This window comes from Nonomuraea sp. NPDC049750 (genome assembly GCF_040659625.1).
In the GTDB taxonomy this organism is placed as follows: domain Bacteria; phylum Actinomycetota; class Actinomycetes; order Streptosporangiales; family Streptosporangiaceae; genus Nonomuraea.
The window spans coordinates 110869-131777 of sequence record NZ_JBFANB010000024.1 but is presented as its reverse complement, the minus strand read 5'-3'; the positions used below and the strand labels follow the sequence as shown (position 1 = coordinate 131777).

Here is a 20909-nt window from a genome sequence, read left to right as displayed (position 1 = left end):
ATACCCGAACCGCCACATAACTTGCTACCGGCGTAGGTGGTCCACCGCCATACGCGCGGCCGTGCCGATCACCGCGTCGGCGCGCGGCTGGTTGAGCGCGGTGCTGAGCGAGCGGGTGAACACCGCCACCGCGTACTGGCCGCCGTCGGGATATTCGACCACGCCCGCCTCGTTGCGGAGTGTCGGGAGTGTCCCGGTCTTCCCGCTGACCTCCACGTCGTCGTACGGGAAGCCGGAAGCCAGCCGGTGCGGCCAGACCTGCAGGTTCAGGACGTTGCGCATCCAGGCGCACGATTCCGCCGAGGCCGCTTGATCACGCCAGATCAGCCCGAACAGCGCGGCCGTCTCGCGCGGCGTGGCGCTGTTGGCGCGCGGGGGATCGAGCACCCGTAGCCGCGCGATGTCCTCCGGATCGAGGTACGGCCAGCTGTGCCCGGCGTCCTCGGCCATGCTCTCGTAGATGTCCCGGCAGCTCTGCCGCACCCGCGTCTCGCGCAGCCCGAACCCGTAGAGCATCGCGTTGATCTCCTCGCGCCCGACCCTGGCCAGCAGCACGTCGGCGGCGGTGTTGTCGCTCAGCGTGATCATCAGGTGGCCCAGGTCGCGCAGGGAGATCGTGACGTCGTCGAGCATCGCGCACAGGCCGGTGGGCCCGGTCACCCGGTCGGCGGCCCCCACGGTCACCCGACTCGCCGGATCGAGCAGCCCGGCGTCGGCCTGACGGCAGAACTCCACCATCAACGGCACCTTGAACATCGAGGCGGTCGGCAGCGGCACATCGGAGCCGAGCCCGATCTCCCGGCCCGAGCGCAGGTCGGTCGCGTGCAGCCACCCGGTCACGCCCGCCGCGCCGAACAGCGCGGCCAGATCCGGCTCGTTCATGCCAGCATCCCGGGTCTGCGGCTGATGTGCCGCACGGGCGCCGCGGCCTCGTCCGTCATCCCGGCGCTCTCTTTCAGCGTTCGTACGGCCACCGCCGAGAAGCCGGCGACCGCCTCCGTCTCCACTCGCCAGGCCGTGGAGACCCGGGAACTGATCGGCGAGCCTAGCAGCGGACGCCAGACGATCCCAGGGTGGTCCGTCCTGGCCCCGAACGCCACCGCCGCCCCGGCGAGCACCAGGCCGAGCCCGGCGCCCTGATGCACCTGGGCGGGCACGTAGCCGTGGCGGCGGCACTCCGCCAGCGTCACGGCGTGCAGCCCCGGCTCCCCCTCCTTGGGCGGCATCAGCAGCTCGCGGTCCGCCAGGTCGGCCAGGTGCACCTCCCCGGCCACGGCCAGGGGATCCCCCTCGGCCAGCAGCACGCCCTGCGGCTGCACCAGCACCTGCCCGAACCGCAGCCCCGGCGCGTTGATCGGGTGGCGCACGATGCCGACGTCGATGGCGCCTTCGGTCAGCGCGGCCACCTGATCGGCCGTCCAGATCTCCGCCGGCGTGAGACGTACGTCCGGATTACTCGCGCGGAAGCCCTCGACCAGGGCGGCGATCACCGCGGCGGCCAGGTCGGGCGGGACGCCGAGCTTGAGCGCCCGGCCCTCGCCGTGACGGACGAGCTCGCGCAGCCGGTCGGCCCTGGTCACGATCTCGCGGGCCTCGCCGACCAGCAGGCGGCCCGCCTCGGTCAGCCGGACCTGGCGGGCGGAGCGGTCGAAGAGCCGCACGCCGAGCTCCTCCTCCAGGCGTTTGATCCGCTGGCTGAGCGGCGGCTGGGCCATGCCGAGCCGGATCGCGGCATTGCCGAAGTGGAGTTCCTCCGCCACCACGGTGAAGTAGCGCAGGTGCCGGACAAGGTCCATGACCAGCAACTATATCCACATTTATATCTACATAGCGCTCATATCGGTATTGGACACCACACGGCGGGCTCTGGTGTGCTCGGCCGCATGGGGTCACAAAGGGGGACAATCTTCATGAATCTTCAGCCAGAATCGCCGCCCAGGCGAAAACGCCGATGGCCGTGGATCACCGCCGCCGTGCTGGTTCCCGCCGTCGCGGCGGCCGGCACGATCTGGGTGCTGCGTACGAAGGGCACCCCGGAGGAGACCGCGGACTCGTACCTGTCCGCCTGGTCCGTCCAGAACTATGCGCGGATGCGGGAGCTCGTCGCCGACCCGCCCGCCGACTTCGAGCGCTGGCACCAGCGCTTCCGCGCCGACCTCAAGCTCACCGGCGCGACCTTCAAGCGCGACGCGGCCGCCGGCCCGGCTGGTGTGATCGCCTTCCACGCCGGTCTCACCGGCCCGAAGAGCTGGACGTACGACGGCAAGCTCAAGCTCGTCGAACGCGGCGGCGAGTGGAAGGTCGACTGGACCCCCGCCGCCATCAATCCCTCGCTCAAGCAGGGCAGGTCCCTGCGGCTGGTCACGGAGAAGGCCGCGACGGTCCCGGTGCTGGCGGCCGACGGCAGCCGCGTCGACACCCCGGACGCGCCCGGCTCGGTGCTGCAACTCGTCGAAGGGCTCAAGCAGACCTATCCGGACCGGCTCGCCGACGGGCAGTCCCGCAGGATCGACCTCTACCAGGGCGATCAGTTCCTCCAGACCATGGTCAAGCCGGCGGCGCGGACGCCGCTGCACACCACGATCGACCTCAAGGTGCACCGGGCGGGCGCCGCCGCGCTCGACGGCGTGCGCAAACCGGCCTCGCTGGTCGCCGTCCGGCCGTCGACCGGCGAGATCCTGTCGGTGGTCAACAAGCCCGGCGGGTTCAACCGGGCGCTGCTCGGCAAGTACCCGCCCGGCTCGACGTTCAAGGTCGTGACGGCCTCCGCGCTGGTCGCGGACGGGGCGAAGGCGAACGAGCAGGTCGAATGCCCGCCCGAGCAGAACATCGGCGGCTTCCCCTTCCACAACGCGGGCTTCCACGACTACGGCAGGCTCTCCTTCCGCGACGCCTTCGCCCACTCGTGCAACACCACGTTCGGCGCCATGGGGGTGGCCAAGCTCGGGAACGGCCGGCTCGCCGAGGTGGCCGGCGCCTTCGGCTTCGGCTCCGCGATCACGCCGGGCGTGCCGGCGGTGAAGGCCGAGTTCCCGGCGCCGAAGGACGACACCGACCTGGCCTCCGCCTCGATCGGCCAGGGCAGGGTGCTGGCCAGCCCGCTCAACATGGCCTCGGTGGCCGCCGCCATCGCCGACGGCTCCTGGCGCCCGCCCCGGCTGGTCGCCCAGGAGCTGGTGCCGGACCGCACCCTCCGGCCACGCCCCTTGGAGGACGGCGTGGTGCGGGCCCTGCGCGAGCTCATGCCCGCGGTCGTCACGGACGGAACCGCCCAGGCGGTGCGGTTCCCCTCCGGTACGGCCGGCAAGACCGGGACGGCGGAGTACGGCTCGGGCAAGGAGCCGCCGGCGCACTCCTGGTTCATCGGCTACCGAGGGGACCTGGCGTTCGCGGTGATCGTGGAGGGCGGCGGCGCGGGCTCCGCGGTGGCGGCCCCGATCGCGGCCCGCTTCCTCAGCGCGCTGAGCTGACGCGCGGCCCGGCTGACGTGCGGCCCAGCAGACGTGCGGCCCAGCAGACGTGCGGCCCGGCAGACGTGCGGCCCGATGGTCAGGTCAAGGGCTGACCGGTCTGCGGTCGACCGGCGTGGTGAGGCCCGCGACCGCGGCCACCACCTCCGAGGCGTTGGACAGGTCGGGCAGCACGAGGTCGGCCCCGGCCTCGCGCAGCTCGCTCGCCATCGACCGGCCCGAGGCCACCCCGATCATCGCCGCCCCGCCGATCTTGGCGGCCTGCACGTCACGCGTCGAGTCGCCGATCACCACGGTGTTGACCGCGGTGAACGGCATGCCGAAACGCGCCTTGGCCCGCCCTTGGGCGACCTGGAGCAGCGTCGCCTTGGGATAGACCTCCTCGCCGTAGCCACCGAGCTCGAAGTCGACGTGCTTGTCCAGCCCGAACGCCTTGAGCTTGTGCACGGCGTTGCTCTTGATCGTGCCGGTGAGCACCGACTGGACCACGCCGTCGAGCCCGGCGACGGCCTTGAGCGCCTCCTTGGCCCCCGCCATCACGTGGCCTTCAGTGGCCAGCCGCTTACGCCGGTCGGCGAAGGCCATCGCCAGCGCGGACAGGAATCTCGGCAGGGTGTCGTCCTCGGTGACGATGCCGTTGACCGCGAGGGTCTCGAAGACGATCTCGGAGTCGGGCCGGCCGCGCGCCGGCGCCAGCTTGAGCAACGGACGCCCCGTCACGGCGCGGAACGCCTCGGCGTAGGCGTCCCTGGTCACGATCGCGACGTCGACCAAGGTGAGGTCGATGTTCCAGAGCACAAGGCGTTTGATGGCGACCTCCTGTGGGGGATCCAGCCAGGGTACGGCTATCTGGCCGCCGAAGGCTGCCTGCTGGGGCATTCAGGCATAGGTGAGGGCTTGCGCGAGGGTGTCGACGACCGGCAGCCCGGTGGCCTCCAGCTCGGCGCGCGTCGTCATGCCACCGGTGTAGAGGACGGCCCTGGCGCCCACGTGCTTGGCGGCGAGCCCGTCGTCGACGCTGTCGCCGATCACCAGGATCTCGCCGGCCTCGACCTCGATGGCCTCGATGTGCGCGGTCAGGTGCGCGGCCTTCTCGCCGCCGGTCAGCCCCACCAGGCCGTCGACCCTGGTGAAGTGCCGGGTGATGCCGAAGGACTCGATCAGCGGCACCAGGTGGGTGTGCGGGGCCATCGAGCAGAGCGACTGGGTGCCCGTCCAGCTGGTGAGCGACAGCTCGGCGTCGGCGGCCAGCCCGCAGGCGACGCTGAGGCGGAAGTAGTGCTCATGGAAGCCGTTGTCGAGCAGCTCCCACTCGCCCTCGTTGAGCGGGCGGCCGAGCAGCCGCTCGTAGGCGACCCAGATGGGCCGGGTGTAGACCGCGCGGAAGTCGTCAGCGGTCAGCGGCGGCAACTCGTACGACCGGAAGACCTCGTTGGTGGCCCCGACGACGGCGTCGATGTCGTGGAACAGCGTGCCGTTCCAGTCCCAGATGATGTGCTTTGTCATGTCACGATCAGTTTAACGGGCGGGTGTGACATCCCGGTGAACGGCGAAGCCGCAGCCCGTTGGCCGCGGCTTCACCCGTGACTGCGGGTCAGACCCGCACTACAGAGGTGTGGCTAGCCGCAGGCCTTGGCGGTGCTGCCGGCGCCGTTCTGGCCGCCCCGGCCGCCGTTCCACTGGACGCTGGCGCCGCCCCAGGCGCACATGTTGTTGGCAGAGAGCATGTTGCCCCAGTGACGGCCGCCGTTGCCCTTCTTGAAGGCGAACCGGTCGTACCTGCCGTCCTCGGTGTAGACGCTGATGCTGCCGGACGCGGACGTGGCCGTCTTGATCTCGATCCAGTTGGTCTTGCACCTGCCCGACCACCAGAGCTGGATCGTGCCGACCTTGCCGTTGGCCCGGCTGTTGATCGAGCCAGTCTTCACGATCTTGGCTGAGTTGCCGCAGCCGGTCTGGTAGGGGTCCTTGTGGTCGTACGGCTTCGCGGTCGCCTGCGCACTGGCAGGAGAGATCGTGAGCAGGGCCGCCGCCACCGCGCCGACCGCGATGGCCGTCACTCGAAACTTCACTGGAACCGACTCCTTGGGTTCGGGATGGGGATCCGTCTGGACCATAGCGAGAAGTTTCAAGAAATGGTCAAGGCACTGTGAGCTATTTAACGTATACCTAACGTGTCTGAAGCAGATCGGGGATCTCCTGCGTGGCGAACCACATGAGCTCGTGCGCCTCGGCGCCGTCCACGGTGAAGCGGGCGTCGTCGTCGCCTTCGTCGGCGGCGGGGAGGGCGGCGACCGCGGCCTGGATGTCCGGGATCGCGTAGAGGTCGTCGACGTGGACCGCGTCCACCTTGCCCAGCGGAACCGGCGCCGTCACGCGCACTCGGGCCCGTTCTTCCAGGTCGGAGCCGATCGAGAGCGTGCCGTCGGGCACCTCGGCCACGACGACCACGCGCCGGGAGGACGCCTCGACGCCGTCGGCGCGGTCGGCGGCCAGCCGGCGCAGCGAGGCGCGGGCGGCCTCGGTGAGAGCCACGTATTCGAGCTCCTCGGTGTCACCCGAGGCGTACCACTCGGTCAGCGCGGGGGTCACCGCGTAGCCGGTCAGCGGGGCCGGGCCTAGCTCCCCCGCCTCGACCGCTCGGGCCAGCGCGGGGAGCGTGCACGGCAAATAGACGCGCATCACGAACCTTTCACAGCGTGCAAGGGCTCTATCATGCCCGTCGCAACGGAAGTTGGAGCAGAGTCTCGAGCTCCGCGATGGTCGAATCGGCGTCGCGGTGGTGGATGCCCGCCATGCCGAGGCCCCGCGCGGCCAGGATGTTGACCTCGATGTCGTCGATGAACACGCACGCCTCGCCGGGCAGCCCGACCCGGCCGAGCGCGTGCTCGAAGATGCGCGGCTCCGGCTTGCGCATGCCGACCTCTCCGGAGATCACTACCGCGTCGAAGAGCTCGTCCCAGCCGTCCCGGGGATAGACGTTGGACCAGGAGTTGGACAGCAGGCACGTCTTGACGCCGTTGCGCTTGACGTCGCGCAGCATGTCGTACATCACCTCGACCCGCTCGAAGCCGGCGAACATCCGCTCCAGCAGCCCCTCGGCCTCGGGCGAGACCCCGTCGACGGTCAGCAGCCGGGCGGCCAGGTCGCGCTCGAACGCGGCCCCGTCGATCTCCCCGCGCTCCAGCGCGTTCACGACGCTCTCCTGCTCGCCGCCGTAGGCCTGGTCGATCAGCTCGCGCATGACGGCTCGGTAGTGGCGGTCGTCGATGCGATCCGCCTCGATCCACTTGCCGATGGAGACAGAGAGACTGGTGGTGAGCACGCCACCCCAGTCGATCAGCACCCCTGTGATCAAGGCCCCTCCTTGGAATCCCGTTCTAGGGTAGTTGAGCGTCGCACATCACCCGCAGACCCACATAAACCCCGGATAAAGGGCGGCCAAATTCCCTGGCTATCGTGAGGGTCCATTGAGCTGACCCCATGGAGGGACCGCCGTGCGCACGACGATCCTGATCACCTCGGATGAGTTCAAAGCTCCTGGTACGGAGCTGTTCGACTTCGACCCGATACTCCCCGGCGGGCCGGAATGGCTGACCAAGCCCACGCTGCTCGCCCTGCTCTCCTCGATCATCGTCATCGCCCTGTGCTGGGGCGCCTTCGCCAAGCCGAAACTGGTCCCCCGAGGCTGGCAGAACCTCGGCGAGTACGCCTACGTGTTCGTCCGCGAACAGGTGGCCAAGCCCAATCTCGGCAAGGACGCCGACCGGTGGATGGGCCTGCTCCTCACGATCTTCCTGACCGTGCTGGTCTGGAATCTGATGGGCGTCGTCCCGTTCATCCAGTTCCCGGTCGCCGCGCACATCGACTTCCCTCTCGGGCTGGCGCTCAGCGTGTACGTCGTCAAGGTCTTCCTCGGCGTCAAGCACCACGGCGTGCGCGGCTACCTGAAGGGCGTGGTGTACCTGGAGGGCCTACCCGGCTGGGCCTACGGCATCTACGCCCCGCTGATCCTCGCCGAGACCTTCATCAACTCGCTGTTCACGCACTTCATCCGGCTGTTCGCGAACATGTTCGCCGGCCATCTCCTGCTGGCCTTCTTCAGCTCGGTCGGTTTCTGGTTCCTGTTCGAGCGGCTCACCGTGCTCGGCGCGGGCATCGGCGTCCTCGGCGTGGCGATGACGATACTGATGACCGCGTTCGAGATGTTCATCCAGTTCCTGCAGGCGTTCCTGTTCGCCCTGCTCGCCGCGATGTTCATCGCCAGCGGGCTGAAGGGCTCGCACTAACGCGCGGCGCGGGCGGCCACCTTGCGGTGTTCCGTGCTGCGGAGCACCTTGGCCGCCTGCGCGGCCGACGCCACGGGCGCCTTGGGCAGCAGTCCGCGGGCCTGCTTGAGCTTGAGCAGCCGCGTCACCGACTGGTCGAGCCGCTCCTGCGAGATCTTGCCCGACTTCACCGCCGCCAGCACCGCGTTGTAGGCCACGGGCAGGTTGTTCGGCATGAGCAGCAGGTCGGCGCCCGCCTGGATGGCCCGTACGGGGATCTCGGCGTCGCTGTACTTCTTGCGCACCCCGTCCATGTTGAGCGCGTCCGTGGAGATCACGCCCTGGAAGCCGAGCTTGTTACGGAGCAGTCCGGTCAGGATGGGCTTGGACAGCGTCGCGGGGTCGCGTGACGCGTCGAGCTTGGGGAAGACGATGTGCGCGCTCATCACAGCGTCGACACCGGCGGCGATCGCGGCCTTGAACGGCGGCGCGTCGATCCGCTCCCACTGCTCCTTCGTGTGCTTGATCACCGGCAGTCCGGTGTGGCTGTCGATGTTGGTGTCGCCGTGGCCGGGGAAGTGCTTGGCGGTGGCGGCTACCTTGGCGTCGTTGAAACCCTTCACCGACGCGGCCACCATCTTGGCCACCTCACCGGGCTGATCGCCGAAGGCGCGCTTGCCGATGACCGGGTTTCTCGGGTCGATGTTCACGTCGGCGACCGGGGCGAAGTCGAGGTTGACGCCGACCGCGCGCAGCTCCTCGCCGGTGGCCTTGGCCACGGACCGGGCGACCGCGGTGTCCTTGGTCGCGCCTATGACCGAGGCGCCGGGGAAGTCGGTCATAAGCGCGCCCATCCTGGACACCAGGCCGTTCTCCTGGTCGGTGCCGATCAGGAGTGGCACGTCCTTCGACGCCTGCTGCAGCCCGTTGGTCAGGCCGACGACCTGGCCGACACTCTGGATGTTCGCCGGGAAGAGGATCACGCCGCCGAGATGGTATTTGGCGACCACCTTGGCCGGGGTCTGCGCACCATACCTCGCCTGGTTCTCGCCCGACACGCTACCGGGGCCCGTGCCGTACAGGACGGGCATGAACAGCTGGCCGACCTTCTCCTCCACGCTCATCTTCGACAGGACGCCCGGCAACCCGCTGCCCTGGCCGGCCGACGAGGAGCTCTGCTGAACCGTGGACGGAGGCGCCACCTCCGGCCGGGTCGCCGGAGCCGCACCCACCGGGCCGCCACCTCCCCCGGCGCATGCCGCGAGAGCCATCACGAGGAGCCCAGCCGTGCCTGTCCGTCGAAACATGCTCTCAAAGGTATCCATGCCGCGGGACCCCTGAGCCACACAGCCGTCAAATGCCCTCTTCCTCCCGGTCTTGTCGGAGCCCCAGCCCTCCCGGTCCGGTCAGATCCCCAACTCGACGAGGCCCGGCAGGTGGGAGCGGGCCGCCGCGCGGGCGTGCGCCGCCGTAGCCGCTCCCCGCGCGGCCTGGGCGGCGAGCTGGCACTGGTCGAGTGTGTGCGCCCCCAGCCCGGTCCGTACGGCGGGCAGCGCGGCGGCCCCCATGGACAGCGTGGACACCCCGAACCCCACGAGCACGCAGGCCATCGCCGGATCGGCGGCCGACTCCCCGCAGACGCCGCACGGTTTGCCGTTGTCGGAGGCGGCCGTAGCGGTCATGGCGACCAGGTCGAGCAGCGCTGGCTGCCACGGGTCCTGCAGCGAGCCCAGCGCGGCGGACTGGCGGTCGGCGGCGAAGGCGTACTGGGCCAGGTCATTGGTCCCGATCGACACGAAATCGACCACGGTGACCAGGCTCTCCGCCCGCAGCGCCGCCGCCGGGATCTCGATCATCACGCCCGCCTGCGGGAGCCCCCTGGCGTGGCAGGCGTCGACGAACCAGTGGGCCTCCTGGGCCGTGGCGACCATCGGAGCCATCACCTGGAGCTCGGCCGCCGCCGCACTGGCCCGCACCGCACCCGATTGGTTCACCGCCGCCGCCACGGAGAGCGCTTCCAGCTGGGCGGCCATCACCTCGGGGAACCTCTCGAACAGCCGCACGCCACGCTCGCCCAGGGCCGGGTTCGGCTCGGGCGCGGCGGAGGGCAGGAACGCCAGCGGTTTGTCGGCACCGGCGTCCAGCGTCCGCACCACCACCTTTCCGCCGGGAAACGCGGCCAGCGCCGCCCGATAGGCCGCCTCCTGCTCTGCCACGGACGGCGCCTCGGTCCGCCCGAGGAACAGGAACTCGGTCCGGTACAGCCCCACACCCTCGGCCCCGGCGGCCAGCGCCGCGTCGAGATCGTCCGGGCCACCGATGTTGGCCAGCAGTTGCACCCGGAAGTCGTCCCGGGTCCGGCCGGGACCGCCGGTCGTCATGCGTCGCCGCCTGGCCTCGTGCGCGCTGACGTGCCGGGCGATGTCGGACTCGGTGGGCTCCAGCCGTACTTCCCCGGTGTTGCCGTCGACCAGCATCCGAGTGCCGGCCGGGATCTCCGTCGCGCCCGGACAGGCCACGACGGCGGGCACGCCCATCGCCCTGGACAGGATCGCGGTGTGGCTGGTCGGCCCGCCCGCCTCGGTCACGAACGCGGCCACGGCGTCCTTCGACAGCAACGCGGTGTCGGCGGGCGCCAGATCGACGGCGATCAGCACATAGGGCTCACCCGTGCCCGGAACGGGTGGCGGGGCCGGCAGGGGGTGGCCCGTGAGGCGGGCGATCACGCGGTCCCTGATGTCGTCCAGGTCGGCGACCCGCTCGCCGAGGTACCCACCCGCACTCACCAGCATGTCCCGATATTTCGCGAAAGCTTGGTAAACCGCCCGGGGAGCCGCGACGCCCTGGTCGATCAGGGCCTTGACCCCCACCACCAGCCCGGGGTCCTCGGCGATCAGCGCCTGGGCCTTGAGGATCTCCTTGGCCTCGCCGCCGGCCCGGTTGCCCCGGGCCTCCAGCTCTCCCGCGACCTGTCCGAGCGCCGCCACCGCGCGTTCGCGCTCCGGCTCCGGCGGACCCTCGTAGGTGGAGCCGGCGGGGGGTTCGGGGACGGCCCCGGTCAGCACGTAGGCGGGCCCGGTCCCGATCCCCGGGCTGACCCCGGCCCCCCGCAGGTTCATGGTGTCCCGGCGATCGCCGCCAGTGCGTCGAGCACCTCGTCGGCGCCCTCGCCCTCGGCCTTGATCACGATGTCCTCGCCCTGCCGGACGTCCAGCCCCAGGATCTGCAGGATGCTCTTGCCGTTGACGGGCTGGCCGGTCACCCCCTTGCTCACGGTGATGTCCATCGGGGCCTTGACTGCGGTCTGCACGAATGTCGCCGCCGGGCGGGCGTGCAGGCCCACTTCCGCCGCCACGGTGACCTTGCGCTCGGCCATGTACTCCTCCTTGTCCAACCGGTCCGGACCACCCGACCCCGGCACCTACCCAAAGTTTCGGCCCATGGCTCTCTTCAGTCCCACAGGAAAAGCTCGTCGCCGGCGTGCACGGGCCCGCCGGCCATGGCCGTCACCGCACCGGCGGGCGCGTCGAGCGCGACCACCGGGCAGACCGGCGAGCGGCCACCGGCCTCGATCGCGGCCGGGTCCCAGGCCACCACGGGCTGGCCCGCGCGGACCCTGTCGCCCTCGGCCGCGAGCAACTCGAAGCCCTTCCCCTTCAGCTGGACCGTGTCGATGCCCAGATGCACCAGCACGCCTTTGCCGTCATCCCCGACGATGACGTAGGCATGCGGATGCAATTTCATGATTTTCCCGGATATTGGGGCTACGGCCTTGCCGGGTTCCCGCGCCGGATCGATCGCCGTTCCCGGCCCCACCATGCCCGCGGAGAACACCGGGTCGGGCACCGCCGACAGCCCCACGGCCACCCCCTCGACCGGGGCGAGAACAGTCGTCATGGTCTCGCCCTCTAGCCGATGATGTCCTCGATGTCGCTGGCGATCGTGTCCGCCTCGGGCCCGACGACGACCTGCACCACGTTGCCCGCGGCCATGACGCCGTGCGCCCCCGCCGCCTTGAGCGCGGCCTGGTCGACCTTGGAGACGTCACGCACCTCCGTACGCAACCGGGTGATGCACGGTTCTATGTCGATGATGTTGCCCGCACCGCCGAGCCCCGCGATGATCGCGCTGGCATCAGCCGCCATCCGTCCTCCTCGTAACGTTACGACCAGGCTAAACGTCAGTCGGTCTGGGTCACCTTGTTGAGCCCGCGCGGCGCGTCGGGGTCGATGCCCAGCCTCCGGGCCAGCGCCTCGGTGAGCAACTGCCCCGGCACGATGAGGCCCATGGGCGCGACCCACTCGGGCAGATCGGGGCCGTTGAGCGCCGCCGTACCCGCGTGGGCCAGCGCCGGGCCGCCGCCGATGGTGAAGGCCGCGGCGCCCGCGGCGACGACGCGCTCGGCGAGCGCGACCGTACCGGACAGCGTCGGGCTGTTCTCGGCGGCGACCAGCAGGGCGGGGGTGTCGGCGTCGACCACGGCGATCGGCCCGTGCAGCAGGTCGGCGTACGACAGGCCCATGGCGTGCAGGTAGCACGCCTCCTTGAGCTTCAGCGCGGTCTCCAGCGCGGTGGAGAAGGCCAGCCCGCGCGCGGAGACCACGGCGCCCTGCTTGTCGGCCAGGCCCTCGACGACCGCGTCGAGGTCGCCCGGCTCGGCGATCAGCTTCTCGACCGCATCCGGGACCCGCTGCAGGTCGGCCGCGTCCACGTCGGCGCCGAGGCCGAGCGCGAGCACGGCCAGCGCGGCGAGTTGGGTGGTGTAGGTCTTCGTGGCCGGGACCGCCTTCTCCTCACCCGCCAGCGTGCACAGCGCCAGGTCGGCGGCCTGGGCGAGCGGGCTGTCCGGGCCGCCGTTGGTCACGCCGACCGTACTGGCGCCACAGTCCTTGGCCCAGGTCAGCGTCTCGACGATCTCCTCGGTCCGGCCGGACTGCGAGATGGCGACGGCCAGCACGCCGTCGAGGTCCAGCTTGCGCTTGTACGTCGTCGCGACGGACGGGGCGGCGAGCGCGGCCAGCCGCCCGGCGTGGGCTTCGACCAGGTAGCGGCCGTAGACTGCGGCATTGTCGGAGGTGCCACGCGCGATGAACAGGAGCTGGCGGGTCCGCTCGCCCAGTGCTCTCACCTCGTCGACCCTGGGGAGCAGGGAATCGAGCGTGGCCCGCAGCGCCTCAGGCTGCTCGGCGATCTCGCTGCGCATCTTGGTGGTCATCATCCCTCAAATCGTTACCGGGCAGACTTGACCCTGTTTTGCGACATGTGGTCTAGTCCGGACTAGACCAGTACGAACCATAGCCCATCGCCCAGGTCAGATCGAGGGGAGGATCCGTGGCGCACATCGATCCGGACAGCCCGGTGCCCAAGTACTTCCAGCTGCGCGAGATCCTGCTGGACCTGATCGACAGCGACGAGCTGAGCATCGGCGCCGCCATCCCGTCGGAGCGCGAGCTCTGCCAGCGCTTCGGCCTCTCCAGGATGACAGTCCGGCAGGCGGTCGACCACCTGGTGTCCGAGGGCCGCCTGCACCGGGTGCCGGGCAAGGGCACGTTCGTGGCCAGACCCAAGATCGAGCTCGCGCTGCAGCTCACGTCGTTCAGCGATGACATGCGGGCGCGCGGCATGGAGCCGGGCTCGCGCGACCTCGACCGGCGGGTCGTACGCGCCAGCGCCCATCTGGCCAAGGAGCTGGGCATCCAGCCGGGCGAGGAAGTGCACTTCATCGAGCGGCTGCGCACCGCCGACGGCGAACCGCTGTCCATCGAGCGCGCGCACATCCCGGTCAAGCTCGCGCCCGACCTGGCCGAGCACGACCTGTCGGGCAGGTCGCTCTACGAGTTGCTGGAGAACCGCTACGGGCTGGTCATGGACGCCGGCGAGCTGACCATCGACGGGGGCATCGCCGATCCGAGCGACGCCGATCTGCTCAAACTCCCCCGGGGCGGGGCCGTACTACTGTTGCAGCGCAGATCCTTCTCCGGCGGCATCTGCGCGGAGCTGGGCGTGTCCACCTATCGCGCGGACCGCTACCAGCTGCGCACCATTCTGGAAATGCCCACCAGACGGGGCTGAGGGCCCGACCCGGAGGAACGCCCGGTGAACGAGACCACCGCCGCCAGGCCTTCGCCGTTCTCACGCGTGATGAACGTGCTCCAGCGCCTGGGCCGCTCGCTCATGCTGCCCATCGCCGCCCTGCCCGCGGCCGCGCTGCTGCTCCGCTTCGGCCAGCCCGACATGCTCGGCTCCAACGGCGCCGAGCCGGGCGGCCTGGCCGACGTGGCCGGCTTCGGCTGGATGAACCAGGTCGCCGAGGTGCTGGCCGCCGCCGGTGCGGCGCTGTTCGAGAACCTGCCGCTGCTGTTCGCGGTGGGGGTGGCGATCGGGTTCGCCCGCAAGTCCGACGGCTCGACCGCGCTCGCCGCGGTGGTCGGCTACCTGGTGTTCGACCGCGTGACCAAGGTGATGTTCTTCGGCTCGGCGATCAGGGACACGGTCCTGATCAAGGCGGTCCAGCCCCAGGGCAGCATCAAGGAGATCATCAACTACGGCATGCAGAACCCCACCCAGGTGCTCGGCGGCATCATGATCGGGCTGGTCACCGCCATGCTGTGGCAGCGCTTCCACCGGATCAAGCTGCCGTCCTGGCTGGCCTTCTTCGGCGGGCGCCGGTTCGTACCCATCATCACCTCGATCGTGGCGCTGCTGCTCGGCGTGCTCATCGGCTGGGTGTGGCCGATTCTCGGCGAGTGGATCGGCCACGCGGGCGAGGCCCTGACCACACTCGGACCACTGGGCACCGGCATCTACGGCCTGATCAACCGGCTACTGATCCCGCTCGGTCTGCACCACTTCGTCAACTCGATCGTCTGGTACGTGGTGCCGCAGTGCCAGGTCGGCGGCCAGGTCCTCGGCGGCGACTGGAACTGCTATTTCGGCGGCGCCCCGCACTCCGGCCAGTTCATGGCCGGGTTCTTCCCGATCATGATGTTCGCGCTGCCGGCCGCCGCGCTGGCCATGTGGCGGGCCGCGCCCCCGCACCGGCGGGCGGCCGTGGGCGGCATCATGCTGTCGGCCGGGCTGGCGTCGTTCGTCACCGGGATCACCGAGCCGATCGAGTTCGCGTTCATCTTCGTGGCACCCGTGCTGCTGGCCGTACACGCTGTGCTGACCGGACTGGCGATGGCGCTCACCACGCTCATCGGCGGGCAGCTCGGCTTCGGCTTCTCGGCGGGATTGCTGGACATGCTGCTGAACGCCAGCAAGTCGAACACCCACAACCTGCCGGGCATCCTCCTGCTCGGGGTGATCTATGGGGTGGTCTATTACGTGGTGTTCAGCTTCCTCATCCGCAAACTGAACATCATGACCCCGGGCCGCGAGCCCGAACCAGACGTCGATTCGGGCGAGCCGCCCTCTTAGCTCCTGGGCGGATCGTCATAACTGGTGACCCAGTCCGTTGAGCTCGGCCAGTCGCGTTCGGGGCGGTGGGGGTGGATACCGACGACGGCCAGCGGCGGCAGGTCATCGAGTTCCGACAGCTCCCGCCATTGGTCCTGGGTCACCTCCAGGTACCGCAGTCCCTTCAGCTCGGTCACCGTGGCGATGTCGGCGACGGGCGCCGCCGCGATGTCCAGCGCCCACAGGTTCGGCACCGTACGGAGCGGAGCCAGCTCGACGGGTCGCGCGCAGGTGATCGACAGCGAACGCAACTCCCGGTTTCGGGCCGGCGCCGTCAGGTCGGCCGACTCCACATCGAGCTCCAGATACTCCACCGGACGGTCACCGAGCAGGGTCAGATCGGGCGAACCCTTGCTCGACAGCGCCAGCGAACACACCTCGGGCACCACGGCGAGGAACGCGCAATCCTCTACGTCGACCACCCGCACCTCCTGCACCCGTGGACCGGCCCGCATGGCCCGCTCCCGGGAGGGCGGGTCGTCGCTGTACGTGGCATGCTCGACGGGCAGCTGCGGCAGGTCCGCGTCGATCCACAGGCTCTCGTCGTGACGGCGGTAGTCACCGCGTTCCAGCGCTTCCACCAGACGGCGCAGGAACGTGGTCACCGAGTCGGCGATGTACGTCGGCTCTGTCGTGTAGTCGACTCCGACCGAGATGACCTGCCCGGGACGACCGTTCGGGCCGGGATCCATGTCCACGGCGAGCCAGTTGCCGCCGGTGTCGAAGGCGAACCGGATCCAGCCCAGGCGCAGCGACGACCTCAGGACGGTGTTCGGGGGCTGGGCATCGAACACCGTCCGGCGCCAGGGCTCGTACTGCCACTCCCGCCCGATGTCGAACCACTCGTCATCCTGGTCGCCGATCTCGGCGAGGGAGAGCCACGGGTGCCGGTCGAACAGCGCATTGATCAGGTCGCCGTCACCGTCGGCGATGCCGTACAGCGCGCGGAGGTCCGGAGGCAGCGTAACGCCGAATCTGTCCTCCACCGCGGCGAGGTCCTCCTCACTCGCGGGCTCGGGGAGCTCCTCCTCGTATCCGAGGATCCGCGCCATCAGCCGCCGGTAGGAGTGGAAGAGCCGCACCGCCTCGTCCGGATCGCCGGCGGGAACCGCGGACTCAGGCGCCCCTTCCTGCTCGTCACCCCGATCGGGCAGGACGAAATCTTCATCGATCACATAAAGGTGCGGCGCCTTATGCCGGGAGGACTTCGCCATGCCACCGCAACCTAGCAGCCGTCCCCGACATACTGATCATCTCCGCACGTTTGGTGGTCTGTCCCTGCGCGCTTGGCCGTTGACTGCCACGCAGTGCCGCAATGGGGTTACGGACCGCGACACCCCAACCTGCCATCGCCAGTAGACCGTAGAGGCCCGGCCGAATTCGTTGGGGACGGCCTATTGATGGCGGGTACAGGGCCGAAATTCGGATCGCGCCGCCCAACACCACTCCAACTTCCGGCGATCTTTCTCGCCAATCACCTCGAATGGGTGGACTGAGCGGGAAAGTTGGTGGGCGATGTATTCAAGGGCCGGGCCGGAAACTCTTTGTACTGTCCCTCTCCCCCTATGACATCGGAGGCCCCCATGTCATCCCTTCCGCACGCCGCCATTTCCGACCCGCTCGTGTGGGGACCGCCGGGAGTCGGTCCCGACGAGCGCAGGCTGCGACTGCTCGGGCAGGCACTGGCCGAGGTGCTCTCGGGGCGGCGGCCGCCCGAGAGCGTCGCCGACCGGCTCACCGACCGGGCCTACCGCGACCTCGTCAAGGCGGGGCGGATGATCGAGACGAAACGACCGCCGTTCGTGGGGAGCCCGCACGTGAAGGAGCCCAAGGACGGAGCGGTCGAGATGTGCCTCCTCGTCCACTGCGGCGAACGCAGCCACGTACTCGCCGTACGGCTTGAGCGGCGCGGCGTCCAATGGCTGTGCACGGACTTCGAAACCGCCTGACAACCCCCAACACACGCCGGAAGCAAGCCGAGGTATCGGTCCGCCCGGAAGACGGCAGAAGGCCCCCGCCGACAGGCGAGGGCCTTCTCCCAGAACCGGACCGGTGCGTTATGCCTGGGCGTTCTTGGGGTCGCCGTGGCAGCGCTTGTACTTCTTGCCCGAGCCGCAGGGGCAGGGCGCGTTGCGCTCGACGTTGCCGTAGGCGGCGCGCTCGGCCGAAGTGCTGCGGACCCGGGTGTGCTCGACCTCGCCCGCCTCACCCGGCGCGGAGTATTCGAGCTCGGCGGGCCGCTCGGGCCCACGCAGGCCGCGCGCGATGATCGAGCGGGTCTCCGCCATCATCGCGTCCTCTTCCTCGACGATCGGGTTCTCCTGAACCTCGACCTCGATGTTGAACAGGAAGCCGACCGAGTCCTCCTTGATGCCCTCGAGCATCGCGGCGAACATCTCGAAACCCTCGCGCTGGTATTCGATCTGCGGATCCTTCTGCGCGTAGGCCCGCATGCCGATGCCCTCGCGCAGGTAGTCCATCTCGTAAAGGTGCTCGCGCCACTTGCGGTCGAGGACCGACAGGATGACGCGGCGCTCGAACTCGCGGGTGGCGTCGGCGCCGAGCTCCTCCTCACGCCTGGCGTAGGCCTCCAGCGCGTCCTTCTTCATCTTCGTGCTGATGAGTTCGGCGCTGAGCTCCTCGCGGCCGCCGGCCTCCTCCACCACGTTGTCGATGGTGACCGTCACGGGGTAGAGCTCGCCGAACGCCTTCCACAGCTTGTCGAGGTCCCACTCCTCGGCGAAGCCCTCGGCCGTGGCGCCCGCGACGTAGCCGTCGATCACCTCGCCGATGAAGCCTTGCACCTGCTCGTGCAGGTCGGCGCCCTCCAGCACACGGTGGCGCTCGGCGTAGATCACCTTGCGCTGCCGGTTCATGACCTCGTCGTACTTGAGAACTTCCTTGCGGATCTCGAAGTTCTGCTGCTCGACCTGGTGCTGGGCGGAGGCGATGGCCTTGGAGACGATGCCGGACTCGATCGGCTGCTCGTCGGGGATGTTGAGCCTGGTCATGATCATCTCGACCCTGGCCGAGTTGAACAGGCGCATCAGGTCGTCGCCGAGCGAGAGGTAGAAGCGCGACTCGCCCGGGTCACCCTGGCGGCCGGAACGACCGCGGAGCTGGTTGTCGATGCGGCGCGACTCGTGCCGCTCGGTGCCGAGAACGTAGAGACCGCCGAGCACCGTGACCTCGTCATGCTCGGCCTTGACGGCCGCCTTGGCCTTCTCCAGCGCCTCGGGCCACGCCTTCTCGTATTCTTCGGGCGTTTCGAGCGGGTCGAGGCCGCGCTGGCGCAGCTCAAGGTCGGCCCGGAACTCGGAGTTGCCGCCGAGCATGATGTCGGTGCCTCGACCGGCCATGTTGGTGGCGACGGTGACGGCGCCCTTGCGGCCCGCCTCGGCGACGATCGCGGCCTCACGCGCGTGGTTCTTCGCGTTGAGCACCTCGTGCTGGACGCCGCGGCGCTTGAGCGCCTTGGACAGCCGCTCGGACTTCTCGACCGAGGTGGTGCCGACCAGCACCGGCTGGCCGACGTCGTAGCGCTCCTTGATGTCCTCGACGACCGCGGCGAACTTGGCGTCCTCGGTCTTGTAGACGACGTCGGCCTGGTCCTTGCGGATCATCGGACGGTTCGTCGGGATCGGGACCACGCCGAGCTTGTACGTCTGGTGGAACTCGTTCGCCTCGGTGACGGCGGTGCCGGTCATCCCGGACAGCTTCTTGTAGAGGCGGAAGTAGTTCTGCAGGGTGACCGTGGCGAGAGTCTGGTTCTCGTCCTTGATCTTCACACCCTCTTTGGCCTCGATGGCCTGGTGCATGCCCTCGTTGTAGCGGCGGCCGTGCAGGATGCGGCCGGTGAACTCGTCGACGATGAGCACCTCGCCCTCGGCGACGATGTAGTCCTTGTCCTTCTTGAACAGCTCCTTGGCCTTCAGAGCGTTGTTCAGGAAGCCGACCAGGTGGGTGTGCTCGGCCTTGTAGAGGTTGTCGATGCCCAGCCAGTCCTCGACTTTGGCGACACCGGACTCCAGAACGCCGACCGTGCGCTTCTTCTCGTCGACGATGTAGTCGCCGGTGCTCTCCTCGTCGGGCGACTTGGCCTCGACGCCCCTGCGCAGCCGCGGCACGATCTTGGCGAACTCGGTGTACCACTTGCCCGACTGCTCCCCCGGACCGGAGATGATCAGCGGGGTGCGGGCCTCGTCGATGAGGATGGAGTCGACCTCGTCGACGATCGCGAAGTGGTGGCCGCGCTGCACACACTCGTCCAGCGACCACGCCATGTTGTCGCGCAGGTAGTCGAAGCCGAACTCGTTGTTGGTGCCGTAGGTGATGTCCGCCTCGTACTGCTTGCGCCGCTCTTCCGGGACCTGCCCGGCCAGGATCATGCCGACCTCGAGACCGAGGAATCGGTAGACGCGGCCCATGTTCTCGGCGCCGACCTTGACCAGGTAGTCGTTGACCGTGATGACGTGGACGCCGTTGCCGGCGAGCGCGTTGAGGTAGGCGGGGAGAGTACAGGTGAGGGTCTTGCCCTCGCCGGTCTTCATCTCCGAGATGTTGCCCATGTGAAGGCTCGCGCCGCCCATGATCTGCACGTCGAAGTGACGCTGACCGAGCACGCGGCGGGCCGCCTCGCGCACGGTCGCGAACGCTTCGGGAAGCAGATCGTCGAGGGTTTCGCCGTCCGCGAGCCGCTGCTTGAATTCGTCCGTCAGGGCGCGCAACTCCGCGTCGGACAGGCTCGTGAAGTCGTCCTCGATGGAGTTGACCTGATCGGCGATCCGCTTGAGCTTGCGCAGCGTCTTGCCTTCGCCGGCACGTAGGATCTTGTCGAGAATGGCTGCCACTTTATGTAAAGCTCCTCGCAGGTCTACCCCGGCGGCGCCGCCAGGAGGAGAGGCTGAGACAAACTTCCCCGTTGCCATCGTAGGCGGTTCAGCAACCAGACACAGCCACCGCGACGACGAGAGCGTCGGGCATGTCTGGGAGAATGGGGTCTAGGCAGAGCGTATGCCGGTAAGCCCGTGGTTTGCACCGTTAGCGGGATATCTGGCAAAGGGAAGGATTTGTGATGGTTGAGGGGCGCAAGTCAGAGCACACGGAGAATCTCGGTAACCATGGCGGCCGCGCGTCCTCATGGCTCGCGGTGACCGTGATGCTGCTGGGCACCGTCGTCGCCGGCTATGGGATGACCGCCGCCAACTGGACGCTCATCTGGATCGGCGCCGGGGTGTTCGTCGTGGGCGGCATCCTCGCCCTCGTCTTCGACATCTTCACCGACGTCGTGATCGACGCGCCCAGGGCGGGACTCCACGCGGAAGACCACCGCTAAGCCTCCGGCGAACCTCGGGGACGCCCGAACCTCCGGCATCCCTACCCCTCCGGGCCGCCCGAGCCTCCGACGCAGACGCGGAAGGCCGCCGCTGGTGTACGCGCTACGCGGCGGACTCCGCTCCCGTGCGCCACGCGTCGCAGGACGCCGCTCACGTACGCGTCGTGCCTCACGTACGCGTCACGCGGCGGAAGGACCATCGTCCATCCGGGCATCGCAGCGACCTCTCTCATGCGGGCGCCACACGGCGGACCTCTCTCATGCGTTTCATGCGGGCGCCACACGGCGGGCCATCGCTCGTCCAGGCGGCACAGCGGACGCCCGCCCATGCCAGGCATCAGGCGGCGGGCCATCGTCTCCTCTTTCCTCCTGTCGTTT

The 20909-nt window shown here is 69.2% G+C and carries 21 protein-coding genes; 6 read left to right on the top strand and 15 right to left on the bottom strand.

What is annotated here, in order from left to right; all coding sequences use genetic code 11:
- Window positions 1-24: 24 nt before the first annotated feature.
- Both AB0J16_RS42810 and AB0J16_RS42805 read right to left on the bottom strand, forming a co-directional pair.
- Window positions 25-882 (bottom strand): serine hydrolase, encoded by an 858-nt coding sequence (locus tag AB0J16_RS42810; RefSeq protein WP_358550889.1) that lies wholly within the window; start codon window positions 880-882, stop codon window positions 25-27.
- Window positions 879-1796 (bottom strand): LysR substrate-binding domain-containing protein, encoded by a 918-nt coding sequence (locus tag AB0J16_RS42805; RefSeq protein ID WP_358550887.1) that lies wholly within the window; start codon window positions 1794-1796, stop codon window positions 879-881. Before AB0J16_RS42805 ends, AB0J16_RS42810 begins: the two co-directional genes overlap by 4 nt.
- A gap of 114 nt (window positions 1797-1910) precedes the next feature.
- On the opposite strand from AB0J16_RS42805, the gene AB0J16_RS42800 reads away from it, so the two are divergent.
- Window positions 1911-3470 (top strand): penicillin-binding transpeptidase domain-containing protein, encoded by a 1560-nt coding sequence (locus AB0J16_RS42800; protein ID WP_358550885.1) that lies wholly within the window; start codon window positions 1911-1913, stop codon window positions 3468-3470.
- An 84-nt stretch (window positions 3471-3554) separates the two neighbouring features.
- Here AB0J16_RS42800 and AB0J16_RS42795 read toward each other — a convergent pair whose 3' ends face one another.
- The 5 genes from AB0J16_RS42795 to AB0J16_RS42775 all read right to left on the bottom strand — a co-directional run bounded on the left by AB0J16_RS42795 (window position 3555) and on the right by AB0J16_RS42775 (window position 6828).
- Entirely contained in the window at window positions 3555-4349 is a 795-nt protein-coding gene (locus tag AB0J16_RS42795; RefSeq protein ID WP_358550883.1) for a haloacid dehalogenase-like hydrolase, read from the bottom strand.
- Complete coding sequence (locus AB0J16_RS42790; protein ID WP_358550882.1) at window positions 4350-4976, bottom strand: HAD family hydrolase; 627 nt, start codon at window positions 4974-4976, stop codon at window positions 4350-4352.
- Window positions 4977-5089: 113 nt separating this feature from the next.
- Window positions 5090-5542 (bottom strand): DUF2690 domain-containing protein, encoded by a 453-nt coding sequence (locus AB0J16_RS42785; protein WP_358550880.1) that lies wholly within the window; start codon window positions 5540-5542, stop codon window positions 5090-5092.
- Between the two features lie 97 nt (window positions 5543-5639).
- On the bottom strand, window positions 5640-6152 hold the full coding sequence (locus tag AB0J16_RS42780; protein WP_358550878.1) for a hypothetical protein: 513 nt from the start codon (window positions 6150-6152) through the stop codon (window positions 5640-5642).
- A gap of 31 nt (window positions 6153-6183) precedes the next feature.
- The gene (locus AB0J16_RS42775) at window positions 6184-6828 is read right to left on the bottom strand and encodes an HAD family phosphatase (protein WP_358550876.1); all 645 of its coding nucleotides are present in this window, start codon (window positions 6826-6828) and stop codon (window positions 6184-6186) included.
- 139 nt (window positions 6829-6967) lie between these two features.
- Here AB0J16_RS42775 and atpB point away from each other — a divergent pair, with 139 nt between their 5' ends.
- Window positions 6968-7759, top strand: coding sequence for a F0F1 ATP synthase subunit A (gene atpB / locus AB0J16_RS42770; RefSeq protein WP_357949131.1), 792 nt, complete (start codon window positions 6968-6970; stop codon window positions 7757-7759).
- Here atpB and nagZ read toward each other — a convergent pair.
- The 6 genes from nagZ to AB0J16_RS42740 form a co-directional block, all read right to left on the bottom strand.
- Window positions 7756-8970, bottom strand: a complete 1215-nt coding sequence (nagZ, locus tag AB0J16_RS42765) for a beta-N-acetylhexosaminidase (RefSeq protein ID WP_358550874.1) — start codon at window positions 8968-8970, stop codon at window positions 7756-7758. The two genes, atpB and nagZ, sit on opposite strands and share 4 nt — an antisense overlap.
- A gap of 174 nt (window positions 8971-9144) precedes the next feature.
- A complete protein-coding gene (ptsP, locus tag AB0J16_RS42760; RefSeq protein WP_358550872.1) occupies window positions 9145-10857 on the bottom strand; it encodes a phosphoenolpyruvate--protein phosphotransferase in 1713 nt (570 codons plus the stop codon).
- Window positions 10854-11114, bottom strand: a complete 261-nt coding sequence (locus AB0J16_RS42755) for an HPr family phosphocarrier protein (protein WP_357949124.1) — start codon at window positions 11112-11114, stop codon at window positions 10854-10856. Before AB0J16_RS42755 ends, ptsP begins: the two co-directional genes overlap by 4 nt.
- A gap of 74 nt (window positions 11115-11188) precedes the next feature.
- Window positions 11189-11635: a PTS glucose transporter subunit IIA gene (locus tag AB0J16_RS42750; RefSeq protein WP_358550870.1), complete on the bottom strand. Its 447-nt coding sequence runs from the start codon at window positions 11633-11635 to the stop codon at window positions 11189-11191.
- 11 nt (window positions 11636-11646) lie between these two features.
- Complete coding sequence (locus AB0J16_RS42745; RefSeq protein ID WP_263655705.1) at window positions 11647-11910, bottom strand: PTS glucose/sucrose transporter subunit IIB; 264 nt, start codon at window positions 11908-11910, stop codon at window positions 11647-11649.
- Window positions 11911-11918: 8 nt separating this feature from the next.
- Complete coding sequence (locus tag AB0J16_RS42740; RefSeq protein ID WP_358431891.1) at window positions 11919-12956, bottom strand: SIS domain-containing protein; 1038 nt, start codon at window positions 12954-12956, stop codon at window positions 11919-11921.
- A 113-nt stretch (window positions 12957-13069) separates the two neighbouring features.
- On the opposite strand from AB0J16_RS42740, the gene AB0J16_RS42735 reads away from it, so the two are divergent.
- Entirely contained in the window at window positions 13070-13810 is a 741-nt protein-coding gene (locus AB0J16_RS42735; RefSeq protein WP_358550868.1) for a GntR family transcriptional regulator, read from the top strand.
- Window positions 13811-13834: 24 nt separating this feature from the next.
- On the top strand, window positions 13835-15157 hold the full coding sequence (locus AB0J16_RS42730) for a PTS transporter subunit EIIC (RefSeq protein WP_358550866.1): 1323 nt from the start codon (window positions 13835-13837) through the stop codon (window positions 15155-15157).
- Here AB0J16_RS42730 and AB0J16_RS42725 read toward each other — a convergent pair.
- Window positions 15154-16371, bottom strand: coding sequence for an SMI1/KNR4 family protein (locus tag AB0J16_RS42725; RefSeq protein ID WP_358550864.1), 1218 nt, complete (start codon window positions 16369-16371; stop codon window positions 15154-15156). The two genes, AB0J16_RS42730 and AB0J16_RS42725, sit on opposite strands and share 4 nt — an antisense overlap.
- Before the next feature lie 408 nt (window positions 16372-16779).
- Here AB0J16_RS42725 and AB0J16_RS42720 point away from each other — a divergent pair, with 408 nt between their 5' ends.
- Window positions 16780-17145, top strand: a complete 366-nt coding sequence (locus AB0J16_RS42720; RefSeq protein ID WP_358550862.1) for an Rv3235 family protein — start codon at window positions 16780-16782, stop codon at window positions 17143-17145.
- A 108-nt stretch (window positions 17146-17253) separates the two neighbouring features.
- Here AB0J16_RS42720 and secA read toward each other — a convergent pair whose 3' ends face one another.
- The gene (gene secA / locus AB0J16_RS42715; protein ID WP_358550860.1) at window positions 17254-20046 is read right to left on the bottom strand and encodes a preprotein translocase subunit SecA; all 2793 of its coding nucleotides are present in this window, start codon (window positions 20044-20046) and stop codon (window positions 17254-17256) included.
- 224 nt (window positions 20047-20270) lie between these two features.
- On the opposite strand from secA, the gene AB0J16_RS42710 reads away from it, so the two are divergent.
- Entirely contained in the window at window positions 20271-20531 is a 261-nt protein-coding gene (locus AB0J16_RS42710; RefSeq protein WP_357647849.1) for an HGxxPAAW family protein, read from the top strand.
- Window positions 20532-20909: the final 378 nt, after the last annotated feature.

What these genes read in the sequence shown, in the direction of transcription:
- AB0J16_RS42750 (WP_358550870.1), bottom strand. Translation starts at nt 11,635, where the DNA reads ATGACGACTGTTCTCGCCCCGGTCGAGGGGGTGGCCGTGGGGCTGTCG.
- AB0J16_RS42740 (WP_358431891.1), bottom strand. Translation starts at nt 12,956, where the DNA reads ATGATGACCACCAAGATGCGCAGCGAGATCGCCGAGCAGCCTGAGGCG.
- AB0J16_RS42790 (WP_358550882.1), bottom strand. Translation starts at nt 4,976, where the DNA reads ATGACAAAGCACATCATCTGGGACTGGAACGGCACGCTGTTCCACGAC.
- AB0J16_RS42710 (WP_357647849.1), top strand. Translation starts at nt 20,271, where the DNA reads ATGGTTGAGGGGCGCAAGTCAGAGCACACGGAGAATCTCGGTAACCAT.
- AB0J16_RS42805 (WP_358550887.1), bottom strand. Translation starts at nt 1,796, where the DNA reads ATGGACCTTGTCCGGCACCTGCGCTACTTCACCGTGGTGGCGGAGGAA.
- AB0J16_RS42800 (WP_358550885.1), top strand. Translation starts at nt 1,911, where the DNA reads ATGAATCTTCAGCCAGAATCGCCGCCCAGGCGAAAACGCCGATGGCCG.
- AB0J16_RS42810 (WP_358550889.1), bottom strand. Translation starts at nt 882, where the DNA reads ATGAACGAGCCGGATCTGGCCGCGCTGTTCGGCGCGGCGGGCGTGACC.
- AB0J16_RS42755 (WP_357949124.1), bottom strand. Translation starts at nt 11,114, where the DNA reads ATGGCCGAGCGCAAGGTCACCGTGGCGGCGGAAGTGGGCCTGCACGCC.
- ptsP (WP_358550872.1), bottom strand. Translation starts at nt 10,857, where the DNA reads ATGAACCTGCGGGGGGCCGGGGTCAGCCCGGGGATCGGGACCGGGCCC.
- AB0J16_RS42720 (WP_358550862.1), top strand. Translation starts at nt 16,780, where the DNA reads ATGTCATCCCTTCCGCACGCCGCCATTTCCGACCCGCTCGTGTGGGGA.
- AB0J16_RS42780 (WP_358550878.1), bottom strand. Translation starts at nt 6,152, where the DNA reads ATGCGCGTCTATTTGCCGTGCACGCTCCCCGCGCTGGCCCGAGCGGTC.
- AB0J16_RS42795 (WP_358550883.1), bottom strand. Translation starts at nt 4,349, where the DNA reads ATGCCCCAGCAGGCAGCCTTCGGCGGCCAGATAGCCGTACCCTGGCTG.